At 41.8% G+C, this 15,071-nt stretch carries 14 protein-coding genes and 4 pseudogenes; 16 read left to right on the forward strand and 2 right to left on the reverse strand.

Annotated features, from left to right (window positions below):
* Positions 1-80 precede the first annotated feature (80 nt).
* The 3 genes from ACMAZD_RS06950 to ACMAZD_RS06960 all read left to right on the forward strand — a co-directional run bounded on the left by ACMAZD_RS06950 (position 81) and on the right by ACMAZD_RS06960 (position 2,463).
* Positions 81-590 (forward strand): RDD family protein, encoded by a 510-nt coding sequence (locus ACMAZD_RS06950; RefSeq protein WP_435249051.1) that lies wholly within the window; start codon positions 81-83, stop codon positions 588-590.
* A gap of 30 nt (positions 591-620) precedes the next feature.
* On the forward strand, positions 621-1,013 hold the full coding sequence (locus ACMAZD_RS06955) for an NUDIX hydrolase (protein ID WP_435249052.1): 393 nt from the start codon (positions 621-623) through the stop codon (positions 1,011-1,013).
* A gap of 235 nt (positions 1,014-1,248) precedes the next feature.
* Positions 1,249-2,463, forward strand: a complete 1,215-nt coding sequence (locus tag ACMAZD_RS06960) for a CobW family GTP-binding protein (RefSeq protein WP_435249053.1) — start codon at positions 1,249-1,251, stop codon at positions 2,461-2,463.
* A 117-nt stretch (positions 2,464-2,580) separates the two neighbouring features.
* Here the strand turns inward: ACMAZD_RS06960 and ACMAZD_RS06965 are convergent, their stop codons facing one another.
* Positions 2,581-3,192 (reverse strand): GTP-binding protein, encoded by a 612-nt coding sequence (locus tag ACMAZD_RS06965; protein WP_435249054.1) that lies wholly within the window; start codon positions 3,190-3,192, stop codon positions 2,581-2,583.
* A 217-nt stretch (positions 3,193-3,409) separates the two neighbouring features.
* Here ACMAZD_RS06965 and ACMAZD_RS06970 point away from each other — a divergent pair, with 217 nt between their 5' ends.
* The 11 genes and pseudogenes from ACMAZD_RS06970 to istB form a co-directional block, all read left to right on the forward strand.
* Positions 3,410-3,553 (forward strand): hypothetical protein, encoded by a 144-nt coding sequence (locus tag ACMAZD_RS06970; RefSeq protein WP_435249055.1) that lies wholly within the window; start codon positions 3,410-3,412, stop codon positions 3,551-3,553.
* Between the two features lie 516 nt (positions 3,554-4,069).
* A pseudogene (locus tag ACMAZD_RS06975) lies at positions 4,070-4,295 on the forward strand (hypothetical protein).
* Positions 4,296-5,060: pseudogene (locus tag ACMAZD_RS06980) on the forward strand (site-specific integrase); the annotation flags it as partial.
* A gap of 59 nt (positions 5,061-5,119) precedes the next feature.
* Positions 5,120-5,626, forward strand: a complete 507-nt coding sequence (locus ACMAZD_RS06985; protein ID WP_435249056.1) for a tyrosine-type recombinase/integrase — start codon at positions 5,120-5,122, stop codon at positions 5,624-5,626.
* On the forward strand, positions 5,627-5,953 hold the full coding sequence (locus ACMAZD_RS06990; protein WP_435249057.1) for a hypothetical protein: 327 nt from the start codon (positions 5,627-5,629) through the stop codon (positions 5,951-5,953).
* A gap of 80 nt (positions 5,954-6,033) precedes the next feature.
* Positions 6,034-6,314: pseudogene (locus ACMAZD_RS06995) on the forward strand (MarR family transcriptional regulator).
* A 211-nt stretch (positions 6,315-6,525) separates the two neighbouring features.
* Positions 6,526-7,938 (forward strand): hypothetical protein, encoded by a 1,413-nt coding sequence (locus ACMAZD_RS07000; protein ID WP_435249058.1) that lies wholly within the window; start codon positions 6,526-6,528, stop codon positions 7,936-7,938.
* A gap of 586 nt (positions 7,939-8,524) precedes the next feature.
* The gene (gene istA, locus ACMAZD_RS07005; RefSeq protein ID WP_435247818.1) at positions 8,525-10,057 is read left to right on the forward strand and encodes an IS21 family transposase; all 1,533 of its coding nucleotides are present in this window, start codon (positions 8,525-8,527) and stop codon (positions 10,055-10,057) included.
* A 10-nt stretch (positions 10,058-10,067) separates the two neighbouring features.
* On the forward strand, positions 10,068-10,229 hold the full coding sequence (locus tag ACMAZD_RS07010) for a hypothetical protein (protein WP_435249059.1): 162 nt from the start codon (positions 10,068-10,070) through the stop codon (positions 10,227-10,229).
* An 81-nt stretch (positions 10,230-10,310) separates the two neighbouring features.
* On the forward strand, positions 10,311-11,414 hold the full coding sequence (locus ACMAZD_RS07015; RefSeq protein ID WP_435247249.1) for an ISAs1 family transposase: 1,104 nt from the start codon (positions 10,311-10,313) through the stop codon (positions 11,412-11,414).
* Between the two features lie 22 nt (positions 11,415-11,436).
* Positions 11,437-12,033 (forward strand): annotated as a pseudogene (gene istB / locus ACMAZD_RS07020) (IS21-like element helper ATPase IstB); the annotation flags it as partial.
* A gap of 377 nt (positions 12,034-12,410) precedes the next feature.
* On the opposite strand, the gene ACMAZD_RS07025 reads toward istB, so the two are convergent.
* Positions 12,411-13,172: an IS5 family transposase gene (locus ACMAZD_RS07025; RefSeq protein ID WP_435249060.1), complete on the reverse strand. Its 762-nt coding sequence runs from the start codon at positions 13,170-13,172 to the stop codon at positions 12,411-12,413.
* 93 nt (positions 13,173-13,265) lie between these two features.
* Between ACMAZD_RS07025 and ACMAZD_RS07030 the strand changes: the two genes are divergently transcribed.
* Positions 13,266-13,646 carry a LexA family protein gene (locus ACMAZD_RS07030; RefSeq protein ID WP_435249061.1) on the forward strand — a complete coding sequence of 127 codons (381 nt, stop codon included), beginning with the start codon at positions 13,266-13,268 and terminating at the stop codon, positions 13,644-13,646.
* Positions 13,646-14,899, forward strand: a complete 1,254-nt coding sequence (locus tag ACMAZD_RS07035; RefSeq protein ID WP_435249062.1) for a Y-family DNA polymerase — start codon at positions 13,646-13,648, stop codon at positions 14,897-14,899. The genes ACMAZD_RS07030 and ACMAZD_RS07035 overlap by 1 nt, the downstream gene beginning before the upstream one ends.
* Positions 14,900-15,071: the final 172 nt, after the last annotated feature.

Genomic DNA, 15,071 nt, shown 5'->3' on the forward strand with positions numbered 1-15,071 from the left:
ATCATTACTGGTTGAATGTATTAAAAACTGATGTGTTGTAGGGTCTGTGCTTTATTGCCAATAGAGATCAAGGAAAAAAAATGTACACCAATAAGTATTCTAATTTCTGGAGACGCTTCTTTGCTATCTGGATAGATGCAATCGTATTTTTGCCTTTGGAGTGGATAGACGACTACGTACTTTCTGGCGTGATAAGTTCAAGTTGTGTTTTTACTTGGGGAGTGGTGAATTCACTAATTGGCATCACTTACTACGTATGCATGCACGCTAAATTTGGGCAAACAATCGGTAAAATGGTCACCCGAGTGAAAGTAGTGGATGTATCTGAAAGCCGAAACCTAACCCTCAAACAGTCTTGTATGAGAGATATTGTCCCAATCATGCTTATACCCTTTAGTCTCTATGCCTACGCGCAACTGTCTTTCTACGGCCAGACTTGGGAAAGTTTAGAGCAAGGCAGAGCCTTTATTTTTGTTGGTTATGCAATGATTGGTTGGATTCTTTTAGAGTTCATTTCCATGCTATTTAATCACAAACGTAGAGCGATTCATGATTTCATCGCAGGCTCTGTTGTCGTAAAGAAAGTCTAATTATCTAAACTTTGGCCTAAGGAAAAATCGATGGATATCCATGAGTGTGTCTCTTTTATCTTGCTCAATGAATCACAAGTGTTGTTAGAGAAGCGCAGCGATTCTAAGGACACTGACCCCGGCTTAATAACAATACCTGGTGGACATATAGAGCAGGGTGAAAATCAAATTCAAGCATTGTTTCGAGAGCTTAACGAAGAGCTAAACGTTATTCCAACTGAATACACATTCTTATGTTCGCTCTATCACCCAACAAAAGAGTTACAGCTTATTCATTACTTTGTGGTAACCCAATGGCAAGGTGAAATCACAGCACAAGAAGCAGACAGCATCGCGTGGTATCCACTGAATTTTTCGCCTGTCGGTATCAGTGCTGATGGTGTTGCTTTGAAAGAAGTAGGGCGTGTGGGGATGTTTCTCTAAAGCTTCGTCAGATAAACACCGACAGCAGTAAACACAATAACCTAAACCACTTGGTTGGAGTTGAATTTATATTGGTATGTATTTCGATACTCTGTGTACTTTAGCTCACGTAAAACCTGTTTCTATGATCTTTAACATTTTGTCAGTTATTTAACTAAGACTGCACAGGATTACTTCTACATAATTAATTGTTATGTTATAACGTTTATTTTGTTCAAGCTTTTAGGTCAAAGGTATGTCGTTAATTCCAGTCACCATTTTGCATGGGTTTCTCGGGTCAGGGAAAACCACGTTTTTACGCAACATTCTTCAACAAACCGATTATTCCGGCGATGACCTGTCCGTGATTGTGAATGACATGAGTGAGTTGGATATCGATGGCGTGCTTATCTTAAACACAGATGCGGTGAGTGAAGAGCAGGGCAACTTCGTCACGATCAGTGGAGATAGCATCAGCAGCCCGAGTGGTGTAAAGCACCTCGATAAAGCGCTTAAAAAGCTCTTTGCGGAAAAGTTGCCAGAATGGATTGTGATTGAAACGTCGGGTAGTAGCCATCCTTTGCCTTTGGTAGAGTACTTCAAAAACAACGCGCAATTTGCACTCAAAGACGTGATTACGTTAGTGGATGCGACTTGGCTGCGAGATGAATATCGACAAGGCTCCGCTTTAATTCCGAAGTGGCAGGAGAATGTGCAGCAAGGTGTTCGTGGTGTAGAAAACTTGTTGGTTGAGCAAATCATGTTCTCAAACCGTATCATGCTAACCAAAACAGACAAAGTGGATGACAATGCCGTTCGCAACATTGCGCAGGCGATTCACCCGCTCAATGTGTACTCCGAGATAATCAAAACTTCATGGGGAAACTTGGATATCCGCACGTTAAAAGATAAGCAAGGCTATAACTTTGCCTTAGTGGAACAGTTAACCGCTGAACTTCGTGAGACAGTGAATGAACCGCTAAATCTATCAGATAAAGACGAACAAAGCCTTGTTGCGAAAGTGATCAAAGATGATCGTCCATTTCATCCTGCGCGTTTATGGAATACGTGCCAACAGCATTTAACGAAAGGCGTATTTCGTAGCAAAGGGTTCTTTTGGTTCCCTACTCGAGATGATGTTTCATTGCTTTGGAGCCAAGCGAACGGCAATGTTGGTCTTGAAATTACAGGCTTTTGGCGTGCTTCGGTGATCAATGATGAATCACAAAACTTTACTGAGGAACATCGTCAAATTCTGCAAGGTAAGATAGACAGTGTTGAAAGCCGTTTTGGTGATCGTCGTTGTCGATTAACGGTGATTGGACAAGAAGATGAAGTCGACGCCTTTATCGATGCACTGGAAAAATGCTTTTTGACTTATACGGAATTGGAGTTGTGGCAGCAAGGGGCGACGTTTGAAGATCCGTGGCCAAAGAAAATAGCTAAGTTAAGCCAGAAGAAGATACTATAAGTACACTGGTGAATACTACGTCGTCAAGTTGTTGACTCTTGGCTTGTTCCAATAACGGATTTACTGAATTTGCCTCATAAAACATGAAAGCCTCCCGAATAGCGGGAGGCTTTTTATCTAAGCTGTTTGCTCTTCCCAATCAGGGAATGGGTCTTCCAAAGATAACCAATAGTCGCGTCCTTGCTCCATTTCATCTTCCGTTAACAAACATTCGTTGAGACGGGCAATTAATTTCTCTCGTTCTAATCCTTGACCAATAAACACCAATTCTTGTCGCATATCGCCATAAGGTTCTTGCCAAATGTTGTTGATGGCATCAACCACTGTTACCATTGTGTCTAAACGGGCAACGTCTGAAAGCGAAAGCCCATTCTCATCAGCGAAGGTGAAAGTCTCTGCAACGGGAAGTGGCTCAGCGATGCCAGTGGACTCGATCACTAAGTAATCGAACCTACCTTCTTGAGCGAGTTTGGTGACTTCTTCAAGTAAATCCTCACGCAGGGTACAGCAGATACAGCCGTTACTCATTTCAACCAACTTTTCTTCACTGTGGTTGAGAGAAACTTCATTCTGAACGGTCGCTGCATCGATGTTGATTTCACTCATGTCGTTGACGATGACCGCAACTTTTCTGCCTTGTCTGTTGTTAAGAATATGACTTAAAACGGTTGTTTTTCCTACGCCGAGAAAGCCGGATAAAACCGTAACAGGGAGTTTTTGGGTGTTCATGCTCGTGCTCTTTTTATTAGTGTAATGTTATAATATAACACCAGGGGTGATCGGTGATCTTAACTCTGGCATCAAGCATTTTATTACTGTGTCGGGCACTGCACCTTATTGGCGCCTTTATTCGCTTTTAAGTTATAGAGGCTCAGATGTACGCAACAAAGGAGATCGGACTCTTATCTAGTGTGATGGTTCTATGAACTAAGAGAAAACCCATGTCATGACAGAAGAAGAGATTGTTGCTGCGTCCGAGACGGATTATATGAATGAAGCTCAGCTTGCTTTTTTTGAAAACGGATTGTTTGAGCTTAATGAATCGACGTGTGCAGATATTCTTAAATCACACTCAACAAGAATCTTATAATATTGGATCGCGGTATGGAGAGAGGTGTCGTGAGGGCTTATAAGAGTGAATAACAAGCCATGTGAGCACTGTATATTGTCACGATAGTGCTCTTTCGTGCTTTCACTATTTACCCATTTATCGTCTAAGGTTATGAACAATCATAATATTCCTCGATTTTCTAAACTCCAGAAACGGTGAGACCCCGATGTTGGTAGTAACCTTAGCTGTATGGTATTGATTTATATGAATTTCACGCATTTAGAGCTGGTAATTAAGCTCTAATTGACCTAAAAAACGATTAAAAAGGCCAATGAAATAGTCAAATAAAATCAATAGATTAGCAACTTGGTACTACTGTATTAGTCCACCCTAAAGTGGGCTTGAAATCGATTCGTTGAATCATTTTACGCTTCGGGAATCCTTTTCGTTAATTGCTGCGCAAATAGAATGTCACTGAAAAAATCGTGCATAGTTTTTCTACCAGTAGATGAAAAATCTTAATTTTCATGTAGTGAGAAAGGTAAGGAGAACGACATGGCGACGCGTAAAATCAGACCTAGACAATTTATTGATGAGTTTTACCCTGACTCAGGGATATGCAATACCACCATCATAAACTGGATTAAACACGGCAAGCTTGAGGGTACTAGAACGCCAACGGGCCGATATTTAGTTTGTGTTGACGACGAGATAGGGAACCCTGCAGATAGGGAACCCTGCAGACAGGGTGAGTGAACTTCTGAGATTCTTGGAGTCATAAATGGTGGGTAGAGCTAGAAGCAAAGAAACGGCTCATTACCCTCCATTCTTGGTGAAAATGAGCCATAGGGGTCAATCTCGATTTCGGTTTACAACCGTAGATGGTGTGAAGAAGCTATTTCCTATCGGGACTGTAGAGCAAGAAGCGATACAAGCTGCACATGTTTATAACTTGCAATATCGTCCTGAGCTAGGAAGCGCGTTTTCCCTTTCTGAGATGACCCCATTTCGCAAAGCTGTCTCTAAAGGCCGAAAGGACAAATTCAATCGGCCTTTAAAAGAGTGGCTTCCATTAGTGTTGTCTCGTGTGAAGAAAGAAGAACGGCTTTCCAAAGACGTTTATCGAAATTTGGAAAGGGACTGTTACCGCCTTGATGAGTTTATGGGGCGGTTGCCAACCAAATCGATCAAGTTACAGCACATCAATGAGTTCCTTTCGAAATACTATTCAGAGTTAAGTAATCGTCAGCTCAACAATAAGATCAGTAATCTTAAAAAGGTATTTTCCTACCTTGCTGATGAGAGCGCTATTGAGAGTAATTTTGTACTCAATAAAAAACAGCGTCGATTGACCAGAGAAGATTACACAAAAGCCCGCCACGACCTAGATATCGAAAACTATCAAAAGATCTACGATGCAGCGCCACTGTTTCTTAAGGTCGCAATGAGCCTAACTCTTGAGACAACTCATGCTGTGAGGGAGATCTATAGGCTTCGTTATCGGATATACAAACCACGTGAAGGCGTTTGTGGGATTCTTTGGAACTAGATATGGAGACGCGAAACGGCCACTTATCCAAGTAGCGGCTGAGTTCGCTTAAGGCCATGATTGACTCACACCTCATTTCCCGTCTTCACGGTGTCGAGATAGCGGGGCTTTCTCATCGTGAGATTGAAAAACAGTTGATGAAGCCGTTACGTGAGGGTCTATACTCCATCAGTTATATTCGCTCGATATTTCAGGCGTTAAAAGTGGCATTCAACCAGGCGAAAAAGATGAACAAAATCGGTCATAACCCGCTCAATGACATGGTGTTTACTGACTTTGTGAAGGCCAAAATCAAACCAAAGGGCTGTAACTTGCTCGTCGGACATACACCTGGCTTACTTGAGCAGTTTAGTCACGCCGAGCCATTAACTCGGATGTTGTGCTTGATGATGGTTAGCCACGGTACCCGCATTGGTGAAACGCGCAAAGCGAAGTGGTGCAACATTTGTTTTGTGACCAAGCGTTGGAAGGTCCCGATACGTGATGCGAAGACAAGAAAAGAGATCTTATATCCACTCACCGATGAATGGGTCAGTTTGCTGCAGGCCTATAAAGCTTGGTAATTGGCGAATCATTACAAAGGGAACAATCTCTTTCCTTCTTCTAAGCGAGACTTGAGGCCAATATCAAGTGCTGATGCGACTCAGATGATTAGAGCCATAGCGAATGGTCAATGGACGGGTCATGACTTAAGAAAGTTAGCGCGTACGGTATGGGCTGATATCGGGATTGATTACCTGGTTGCAGAAACACTGTTGAATCATGCAAAGGGAAAACTGGAGCAAGCGTATATCCACACTTACATCGAACTGCAGAAGTCAGAAGTCCTTAAAACGTATCATTCTTGGCTAAAAAATTGCTGGCGAGACTGTTTTATAGCTGATTTTTAAAAAACGTTCACATTAAAAATGATCAGTTAGATCAATAAGTAAAAGCCATCGAGATCATATTTGCAAAGGACAGTATTAGCATGGGTAATTTTGACCAAAAAAATGAGGTGAATCACGCTTTAGTGGCTGCTACGAGACTTGCCCCGCACCAGGTGAAATGGGTGAAGTTAAGCAAGACCCAATTAAAGGTATTAAATTCGATAAAGTAGGGTGAAGAAGTGACAGCGCAACTTATTGCTGAGCGATGTGAAGTTGGGCCAGTTCTTTTTTGAGAAGTTTATATCTGAGATGCTACTTAACAAGAGTGAATGTAGGGTTAGATTTTGGAGGAGTGCAATTTTGTTACCAACGCTTAAAATAATTAAATTACCTAATTATGCGCTCTGTTCTATATCCACATAAATAAAGTTGGCATATTTTTAGATAACAAATTTTTGATCAATGGACGGTACTTTTTATTAATTGAACTCTCCCTAAGAGCTCAGTGTGCAACTTTCATTACACTGTTCTCGACTCTCTTCAAAATTCGTTGGAGTGAAGAATAAGATCCATTACTAACATCAATATTGATAATGATTATCATTCATGTGATGATTGATGCTTGTGTTTTAACGTTTGGTATAAATATGAGATTTAGTGTTACTTTTTTGAGCTTGGCTATGTTACTTCCTATCAAATCATATGCTGATGTCACCCCGATAGAGTCTTGTAATATTTCAGATTTTGGTATTGAAGAAGGAGTTTCCACTCTTCCTCTAGATTCAAGTCAGATACATAAAAAGCTGTTTTGTAAGTACTACGGTATAGAAGCCGAAAATGGTGAGTATGTCCATATCTATGCTCAGAACAGGATTAGTGACCTACAAATCATGCGTGCGGTAGAAGTTTTAGAGTTTTATTTGACTGACTTTCCTGGTAGCCGTTACGGCAGTGATAAGGATATGATTTTGTCACAAATGGCTAGCAATAACGCCACACTTCTCTTACTTAATGGTAATCATCAAGAGAATGGTATTTTCGATACAGAAGACGAAGAGATTCTAAGTTTAGAGGGGCAAGAACTTTATGAAGAAGAATTGGTTGTTGAAGGTAGCCAATCCTATCTAACTAACTCACCGCGAGATGCTACCTTTGAAGAGATACTTCACCTCGTCCATGATTACGGCATTGGCACGACAACTGATCCTGATATTCAAGGTGTCCTTCCGAATTATGCAAGAGAAATAGACTTAGCGACTCAATACGCCATCGATCACAATATATGGAATCCAGGTCGTGATTGGTACAGTGAGCTTGAAGAAGAAGGTAGCTTGTCTCAAGAGTATTTTGCATCAGTTATAGATACTTATTATGGCTACTGGGGCGCATCTTTTTACACTGGTACATGGGGAGTTTATTCAGCTAAGGACCGAAAAGATGTAAAATCAATGGATAGTTACGGAACTGAACTGGTGTCGAAGTTTTTACCCGAGTTCCTTAGCACAACTGCTTATATTGACGATAATTTTGAGGGGACATTTTCTTTAAAATTTGATGCTGAAATTCCATATACTCATAAGTCTCGCTATCTAATGTTCGCATCATTAACAGGGGCCAAGAATTCAAATCTAGTTGGTAATAAACACCCCAACTTACTTTCAGGTAATTCAGGGTCGAACTTAATTGACGGTGGTAAAGGCGATGATGTTGTTTATTATGAGGGTGCAAAAGACGAATATTCAGTAAGTATATATGGAGACAAGGTCATAATAAAAAATGAAGTTAATGGAATAGAGCATGCTGACGTTTTAATTAACGTTGAGGCTATTTTATTTAAAGATAGACTGCACATTCTACAAAATCATAGGCTCGTTTTTTCAGAGGAATTCTGCCAAGAATCAGAGTCTAGTATGAGTCTATTTTGTCAAGTGCCAGAGGTAGTGAATGAACCTAGCGTTTGGGCTGATTTTGTTGTCGAGCACGTTTCAATGAATAAAAATAGTTAGATTTCATATTAAAACAGCCTATTGTTTAAAAAACTCACAAAGTTGATTATTTTTACTAGGCAGCTTTTAGGCCTGAATTCGGTCTTATATCGGAGTCAGGCCTTTAGTTATGCTCATTGCAAAGCTTAAAGTTCTCTCATTAAATTTAACTAAATTACTTCCCTACTTTCAACGTTTCTAGTCCGCTCGGTACTTTTATGGTGATCATGCAGCTCTGACTTGATCAGGTAAGAGAGGGAAATATGCTAAGCGACCTTCCATATTGAACGTTATTCATGAACTTATCATATTCGATTTTCTGACAACTGTTTTGTTCGACTCTATTTGGGAATACTAGCTGGGCAACCTAGGTTCTTCTGGCCATTAATAGAATCCAAGTGCATATTTCGGAGCTATCCGACCGCCTATTTCGGTTTTAATCGACCACCAAATCCGTTTTTAACCGACCACTCATTTCGGTTTTAATCATCCACTTTTCGGTGTGTTTCCGAAATCGATGGTCGATTTACCGAAATAAACCTCTTTTCTCTTTTAAATCAATAGGTTTAACCTGAGTCTTTCATGTTGAGAGCACTAAGGATAAATCATGCCGAAAAAGAGAATGCCAATGAATAAAATTAAGGAAATATTACGCCTCCGATACGAGTGCAATCTTTCTAATCGACAGATCGCCGCTTGCCTCAATATTGCTCATTCCACTGTATCCCAGCATCTATCCCGATTTAAATCCAGTGGCCTCACGTGGCCACTGGAAGAGACTCATCATGAAAATCAAGTCACCCAAGCTTTGTTTGATGGTCGCTCATCTTCTCAGCATAAAGTGATGCCTGATTTCACTCTCTGCTACTTAGAATTGAAGCGTAAAGGGATGACTAAAGCTTTGCTTTGGGAAGAGTATTGTCATCAGCATCAAGACAAAGCCTATGGCTATACACAGTTCTGCGAACTGTATAGACGTTGGCTAAAGACACAAAAACGCAGTATGCGCCAACTTCACCATGCTGGTGACAAGCTCTTCATTGACTACTGTGGCCCAACGATCCCTGTTGTGAATCCAGATACAGGAGAATGCAGACATGCTCAGGTATTTGTCGCCACTTTAGGGGCGTCAAATTACACCTATGTCGAGGCGAGTGAGAGCCAAGGGCTTGAACACTTCCTCATGGCTCATGTGAATACCTTTAATCACTTTGGTGGTGCTCCGAATCTACTTGTACCTGATAATCTGAAATCTGCTATAACGAAAGCAGACCGTCATAGCCCTATCCTCAATGAGAGCTACCGAAAACTGGCACAACATTACGGCGTTGCTGTGATGCCAGCCAGGCCCTACAAGCCTAAAGATAAAGCCAAAGCTGAGAACGCAGTTCTCATCGTAGAGCGCTGGATAATGATGCGCCTTCGCCACCAAGTGTTCTATACAATGGCTGAGCTGAACCTGGCTATCCGAAAGCTGATGCATGACTTAAACCAACGAGAGATGAAGCAGCTTGGTGTCAATCGACATGACTTGTTCAACAAAGTTGACCGTCCAGCGTTAAAACCACTGCCATCGCAACCATATGTGTATATCGAAACTAAACGAGCAACCGTCTCCCCTGATTATCACATTCAATATAAAAAGCACTTCTACTCTGTGCCGCACCAACTTGTTGGGCAACAAGTTGAGCTTGAAGCAACGCATCAAATAATACGTATCTACCACAAAGGGAGCATTGTTGCTCACCACTGCACAAGCCAAAAAGAATATGGTCTCTCTACCGTTTACGAGCATATGCCAAGCAACCATCAATACCAATCATGGACACCCGAGCGTTTTATCCGTTGGGGAAAATCTATTGGGCCAGCCACAGGTGAACTGACTCAGATGTTGCTCAAACGCCCAGAGCATGAAGCATTGGCCTTTAGAAGTTGCTTTGGGTTACTAAGTCTTGCCAAAAAGCACTCAGACGCACGGTTAGAACAAGCTTGCCGAGATGCCTTAGTGACAGAGAAGCCATACCTTGGCTTCGTCAAAAACTTATTGAAGAACCATCGTGAAGGCACTCTCTCTCAGCCTTCCACTGATACACCAAACCTTAAACACACTAATGTTCGTGGTTCCAACTACTACCACTAGGAGAAACAATATGGACGCAATAATCCAACAGTTAAAATCACTACGCCTAAGTCATGCTTCTGATGCACTGGAACAGCAAAGAATACACCCCGCGACCTATGCTGAACTTGGCTTTGAAGAAAGGTTAGGACTCATCCTTGATCAAAGGGCGGGATCGAACTTTAGTTATTGAAAATAAATAACTTTATTTTCAATTGGAACTTTTCCTGATAGTCACGATCAGATCATGAAATAAAAAATATGAGAAACTCGCATGATTATCATTGAACAGCTAAAAAAAGTGAAAGATACCCGTTCGCACATCAACCAAGTCTACCCTGTTATAGAAGTCGCTTTTGTTGTCATAACAGCCATGCTTTGTGGTCAAAACAAGTGGACGGATATCAAGGATTTTGGTGAAGGAAATATCGACTGGTTACGTGAGTATTTCCCCTACGAAAATGGCCTTCCTACTCGTCATAATATTGCAGCAATTATGAGGACTATTGTTCCTGAAACACTCTTAGAAGCTATGGTGGGCTGGGTTAATTTGCATAGAGAGAGGCATGCTCAACCTATCATCAGTGTTGACGGGAAGGTACTAAAAGGTGCTAAAGCAAACAAACAAGATAACCCCCTTTATATGGTCTCGGCATTCGATGTTGATGAAGGTTTGACCCTCACACATCAACCCTGTAAAGGCAAAGGGACGGAGCTAACAGCGATAAAAAACCTGTTAGATACTTTAGATATAAAAGGATGTCTATTAACGGCTGATGCCCTGCATTGTCAGGTTGAAACTCTGAATAAAGTGGTTGATAAAGGTGGCGATTTCTTAGTGCAAGTCAAACTGAATCAGCCCAGTTTGCTTGCAGAAGTGGATGCACAATTCCAAGACTATTGGTCTTTGCCTGAAGATAAACAAGAGTCATACATCACCGAAGATAAAGGGCATGGCAGAAAAGAGGTTCGTGAGGTTTACGTTCTCCCAGCAGCCTTCAGTGAAGCACTCAGAGAAAAGTGGTCTGTCGTTAAAAGTGTTGTTGCAGTGGTGAGAGATAGAAGTGTCAAAGGGAAAGGAAGTTATGAAACATCGTATTATATTTGCACAGATCACTTGTCGTTAGAGTTAGCCTTACAAGCGACCAGAAAACACTGGCACATCGAGAACCAGCAGCACTGGGCGTTGGACGTTATTTTCAAAGAAGATGAACAATGTATTTATGCTGGAGATTCAGCACTAAATATGGCTTGTTGCAGACGTTTTGTTCAGAACTTGTTTAGAAAATCCGAAGGGAACTTGTCAGTACCCAGGAAGATGAATAAAGCGGTATGGGACAAAGATTACAGAGCTTCGGTTTTGTTTACATCAAATTAACAAAGTACATTCGTGCCCTTTCCTTGATCATGAGATAGTGAACCGAGATCAAACCAAAATCCAACGACTTAAACGGCAAGCCAAGCTGCGCCTAAGCGCTAGCGGTAATCAACTGGACTACCGCCCAGAACGAGGCTTAAAAAGAGCAATGATGGGAGAGTTATTATCAGGCACTTATTTACAAAAGCGACAGAATGTCCTGATTACAGGTGCAACAGGTGCAGGTAAAACCTATGTTGCTTGTGCGCTCGCCGAGCAGGCGTGTGAGCAACACTGCCCAAGTCGTTATTATCGCCTAAATCGTTTACTTGATGACCTGAGTAGTAGCCGCCTTGATGGCAGCTATCAAAAGCTACTACTGAGCTTGTCTAAGAAAAAACTGTTGGTTATCGATGACTGGGGAATGGAAAAACTCAGCCAAGAGCATGCAAGTAATCTTCTCGAAGTGCTAGAAGATAGATACCAAGAGTGCAGTACGATCATTATCAGCCAACTACCTGTAAAAGAATGGCACGAGATGATCGACAACTCGACGATCGCTGATGCGATCTTAGATAGGTTGGTTCATCAAAGTCATAGAATCGAGTTACGAGGGGAATCAATGAGAAAACTGGCTTAAATCGACCACTTGGAGTAAAACTAAGGAAGAGAAAAGAGAGGCTTAAAAAGGTGGTCGATTAAAAACGAAACTAGGGGTCACATCAGCCGAAATACGCACCAAGCGCGGCTAACCCGCGCGAAATAAAAATTTTTCGGGCTCTATGGCCACCACCACTGGTATGACGCGATCTGGCTAATATTCAACTTAGCTTTCGAGCGTGATGCGTAACGGTGTCGTACCTTGTAAGCTTCTCATCATCCATCTCTGAAAATTGACCAAACAGTCCATATTGCTGTATATTTATACAGTTAAAATAAATTGTTCGGACTTTAGTTATGAATATCCTCCCTTTGTCTCCTACTAGGGCGTGTTGATCTTTGCTGTACATTCCGTGTTCAACAATACATCGGTAGCCACATTAACATGAATGCCAGTGATAACATGCTGGCATAATTCCTTTCTAGCTTGTCATATCTACTTGAAATAGCTCGATAATGCTTAATTCTCCCAAAGGCATTTTCGACCAAGTGACGATACTTGTATAGACACCAATCCATACTGTCTTTGTCTATATCTTGTCCGTAATTGCGTTTAGCAATTACTGTTTCTCCGCCACGTTCCTTAACAAAAGTACCGAAAAGTTCGCTGTCATATCCTTTATCACAAACGATGGTATTAACTTCATCGAGTTGCTCAACTAAGCTTTCGGCATGCACTATATCGTGGCGTTGTCCCTCTGATAAATCAAAGCAAATCGGCAGGCCACCACTATCTACAGCTAAGTGAATTTTGGTTGAGTTGCCCCCGCGACTTTTTCCTATTTGCTCTGAACTTTCAGTAGCTGCACCTGTACTATGCTGATGCGCTCTAACTATAGAGCCATCAAGAAATACCCATTCAAAGTCAGCCATGCTAGATAAGCTTTTGAAAAGATTATCTAAAATCCCTTTCTTTGACCAAAGATTAAATCGTCTGTAAACGGTACTCCACTCTCCGAACTCAGAGGGTAAATCTCGCCAAGGAATACCTGTTCTCATTCGATAAAGTATTCCTTCAAATGTCATTCGATGTTCAGTTTTATCGTAAATACGACCTGTACTTTTCATAACTTGGAGTAGCAGTTCCCAGCGAATATCAGTTAGCATTGTTCTTGGCATGGTATTGGTTATGGTTTTACTTTTGGCGAAGCAAATTATAACTCTTTACCATGCTGTTCAAAAAACACTCACGAAAGATCAACACGCCCTAGTATGTCTTGCTCATTAACATCATGGGAATCACCTGCTGCAGAATACGTTGAGCTTGGTGTATCGCTCGACTCAATATTAGTAAACAACCCCAATGCGACTTACCTGGCTTACGCGAACGGAGATTCAATGGAAAACGTTGGGATTTACAATGGCGACTTACTAGTGATTGATAGAAAACCACAGGCTCAACACTTTGATACCGTCATCGTCTCGTTAAATGGCGCGTTCATGTGCAAAATTATTGATGTTCGCCAGCGATTGTTATTATCCGCTAACGCAACCTACGCTCCGATCCCTATTCATCCTGAAGACGCGTTCTCTATTGAAGGGGTAGTGATACGTTCTATACGCCTTCATAAGCCTCTTCCTGAGTTCATGTAGTGTTTGCCTTAATCGATTGTAATGCGATGTACGTGGCCTGTGAGCAGGTCTTTCGGCCTGATTTACGGCAACAACCCTGCATAGTGTTATCAAACAATGATGGCGCGGTGGTGGCGGCGAATCGTTTGGCCAAAGAAGCCGGTATCAAGAAGTTTGAGCCTTACTTCAAACAGAAAGGTTTAATAGAGCAACAATCGATTCACGTGTTTTCCTCGAACTACGCTTTGTATGCGGACTTGTCAGCGAAGATGATGGCCACAATCACGGCTTTTGCACCAAACAGTCACATCTATTCCATCGATGAGTGCTTTCTCGACATGCGCCACTGTGACTGTGTAGAAACCGATTTACAGGCTTTTGGCCAACGAGTTAGGCAAACGGTCTGGAAAGAATGTCGATTACCGGTGTGTTTTGGTGCTGGCCATACCTTGACGTTAGCCAAAATGGCGAACCGAAGTGCAAAAGTGGATAAAGCATTACAAGGAGTCTGTATTATCGATTCTGAGCAGAAGAGACAGCAATATTTAGCCATGCATCCGGTGTCTGAAGTTTGGGGGATTGGAAGAAAGTTGACTAAGCGGTTGCAATGGATGGGGATACATTCGGCACTCGATTTGGCTAACTTGCCCCCAGAGCAAGCCAGACGCTCGTTTAATGTCGAGGTAGAAAGAACGGTACGAGAGCTGAAAGGAGAGCCCTGCAAAGTTTGGGATGAGTGTCGCGCTGATAAACAGCAAATATTTAGTACTCGAAGTGTGGGCCAGCGGATCACAACAATTGAAGAGTTAAAACAAGCGTTAGCTTTCCATGTCGCGACAGTGGGCAAGAAAGCCCGCAACCAGAAAAGTGCATGCTCGATGCTCATGATGTTTGCTAACACGTCTCCTTATGATGCTGTACCTCAAAGCTTCAAGGAAACTTTTAAGTTTGAATATCCGACAAGTGATACGACCAGGTTAACGGCGGCAGTGTCGTCAATAGCTGAGCGGTTATATCGAGATGGTGTACAATATTATAAAATCGGTGTAGGGGCCATTGGTTTGGTATCGGATAGGCAGAGACAAATAGATCTGTTCTCTTCACCTGAGAGTCCAGCTTTAATGAAAGCGCTTGATGCGCTCAATACCAAGTTTGGGCGCGATGCGGTTTTTCTAGCAGCACAAGGTACAACGCAAAATTGGCAGATGAGTCGAGATTTTTTATCACCTCAATATACGACAAGACTTAAAGATCTGCCTCAGATAATGTGTTGAGTTACCCATACCAGATTTGCGTATGGTATGGGCAACTAACGATGTGTCACCACACCCATCATCAATTCTAAATATTTGTGGCGCTAAAACGTTTTTGGACATTTATTTGCCAGCGCTTTTGCTAAATTAGCAAACTACGAATAATCACAAGTATGGCAAACTATGTTTTCAG

This window comes from Vibrio sp. nBUS_14, from assembly GCF_051201655.1.
Lineage (GTDB): Bacteria > Pseudomonadota > Gammaproteobacteria > Enterobacterales > Vibrionaceae > Vibrio.

Excerpts from the sequence above, each read along its gene's own strand:
- ACMAZD_RS06950 (WP_435249051.1), top strand. The coding sequence starts at position 81 with ATGTACACCAATAAGTATTCTAATTTCTGGAGACGCTTCTTTGCTATC.
- ACMAZD_RS06955 (WP_435249052.1), top strand. The coding sequence starts at position 621 with ATGGATATCCATGAGTGTGTCTCTTTTATCTTGCTCAATGAATCACAA.
- ACMAZD_RS06960 (WP_435249053.1), top strand. The coding sequence starts at position 1,249 with ATGTCGTTAATTCCAGTCACCATTTTGCATGGGTTTCTCGGGTCAGGG.
- ACMAZD_RS06965 (WP_435249054.1), bottom strand. The coding sequence starts at position 3,192 with ATGAACACCCAAAAACTCCCTGTTACGGTTTTATCCGGCTTTCTCGGC.
- ACMAZD_RS06970 (WP_435249055.1), top strand. The coding sequence starts at position 3,410 with ATGACAGAAGAAGAGATTGTTGCTGCGTCCGAGACGGATTATATGAAT.
- ACMAZD_RS06985 (WP_435249056.1), top strand. The coding sequence starts at position 5,120 with ATGATTGACTCACACCTCATTTCCCGTCTTCACGGTGTCGAGATAGCG.
- ACMAZD_RS07000 (WP_435249058.1), top strand. The coding sequence starts at position 6,526 with ATGATTATCATTCATGTGATGATTGATGCTTGTGTTTTAACGTTTGGT.
- istA (WP_435247818.1), top strand. The coding sequence starts at position 8,525 with ATGCCGAAAAAGAGAATGCCAATGAATAAAATTAAGGAAATATTACGC.
- ACMAZD_RS07010 (WP_435249059.1), top strand. The coding sequence starts at position 10,068 with ATGGACGCAATAATCCAACAGTTAAAATCACTACGCCTAAGTCATGCT.
- ACMAZD_RS07015 (WP_435247249.1), top strand. The coding sequence starts at position 10,311 with ATGATTATCATTGAACAGCTAAAAAAAGTGAAAGATACCCGTTCGCAC.
- ACMAZD_RS07025 (WP_435249060.1), bottom strand. The coding sequence starts at position 13,172 with ATGCCAAGAACAATGCTAACTGATATTCGCTGGGAACTGCTACTCCAA.
- ACMAZD_RS07030 (WP_435249061.1), top strand. The coding sequence starts at position 13,266 with ATGTCTTGCTCATTAACATCATGGGAATCACCTGCTGCAGAATACGTT.